This window comes from Nocardia sp. NPDC055002 (assembly GCF_053608825.1).
In genome coordinates this window covers 229466-230800 of the sequence record NZ_JBSGWE010000008.1, presented here as the reverse complement: position 1 = coordinate 230800, position 1335 = coordinate 229466, and the positions used below count along the sequence as shown (strand labels likewise).

Genomic DNA, 1335 nt, shown 5'->3' with positions numbered 1-1335 from the left:
GGGTGTGTTGTTTGAGAACTGCACAGTGGACGCGAGCATCTTTGTTAGTAAGTGTTTAAGAGCGTACGGTGGATGCCTTGGCACCAGGAGCCGATGAAGGACGTAGGAGGCTGCGATAAGCCTCGGGGAGCTGTCAACCGAGCTGAGATCCGAGGATTTCCGAATGGGGAAACCCAGCACGAGTGATGTCGTGTTACCCGCATCTGAATATATAGGGTGTGTGGAGGGAACGTGGGGAAGTGAAACATCTCAGTACCCACAGGAAGAGAAAACAACAGTGATTCCGTGAGTAGTGGCGAGCGAAAGCGGATGAGGCTAAACCAGTTAGATGTGATAGACGGCAGTCGTTGTCTAGCTGGGGTAGTGGGAACATTCTTCTCAACTCTGCCGAGTTGAGCAACAGTAAGAAACCAAGTGGTTAGTTGAAGTGGTCTGGAACGGCCTGCCATAGACGGTGATAGTCCGGTAAACGAAAACTTCTTGGCTGTTGTGGATGTCTCCCGAGTAGCAGCGGGCCCGTGAAATCTGCTGTGAATCTGCCGGGACCACCCGGTAAGCCTGAATACTCCCTGGTGACCGATAGCGGACTAGTACCGTGAGGGAAAGGTGAAAAGTACCCCGGGAGGGGAGTGAAATAGTACCTGAAACCGTGCGCTTACAATCCGTCAAAGCCCTCCGACACTTGTGTTGTGTGGGGTGATGGCGTGCCTTTTGAAGAATGAGCCTGCGAGTCATCGGTGTGTGGCGAGGTTAACCCGTCGAGGGGTAGCCGTAGCGAAAGCGAGTCTGAATAGGGCGAAATTTAGTCGCACATTATGGACCCGAAGCGGAGTGATCTACCCATGGCCAGGGTGAAGCGACGGTAAGACGTCGTGGAGGCCCGAACCCACTTAGGTTGAAAACTGAGGGGATGAGCTGTGGGTAGGGGTGAAAGGCCAATCAAACTCCGTGATAGCTGGTTCTCCCCGAAATGCATTTAGGTGCAGCGTCACGTGTTTCACATCGGAGGTAGAGCTACTGGATGGCCTAGGGGGCCTACAAGCTTACCGAAGTCAGCCAAACTCCGAATGCCGGTGTGTGAGAGCGTGGCAGTGAGACTGCGGGGGATAAGCTTCGTAGTCGAGAGGGAAACAGCCCAGATCGCCGGCTAAGGCCCCTAAGCGTGTACTAAGTGGAAAAGGATGTGGGGTCGCTTAGACAACCAGGAGGTTGGCTTAGAAGCAGCCACCCTTGAAAGAGTGCGTAATAGCTCACTGGTCAAGTGATCCTGCGCCGACAATGTAGCGGGGCTCAAGTACACCGCCGAAGCCGCGGCATTCACACAATAGCCCGTCC

1 rRNA gene (running past one end of the window) is annotated in these 1335 nt (G+C 54.2%); it reads left to right on the top strand.

Going from position 1 to position 1335, the window contains the following annotated elements:
• Positions 1-45: 45 nt before the first annotated feature.
• Positions 46-1335 (top strand): 23S ribosomal RNA (locus tag ACWF99_RS28725); it runs 1267 nt beyond the window's last position.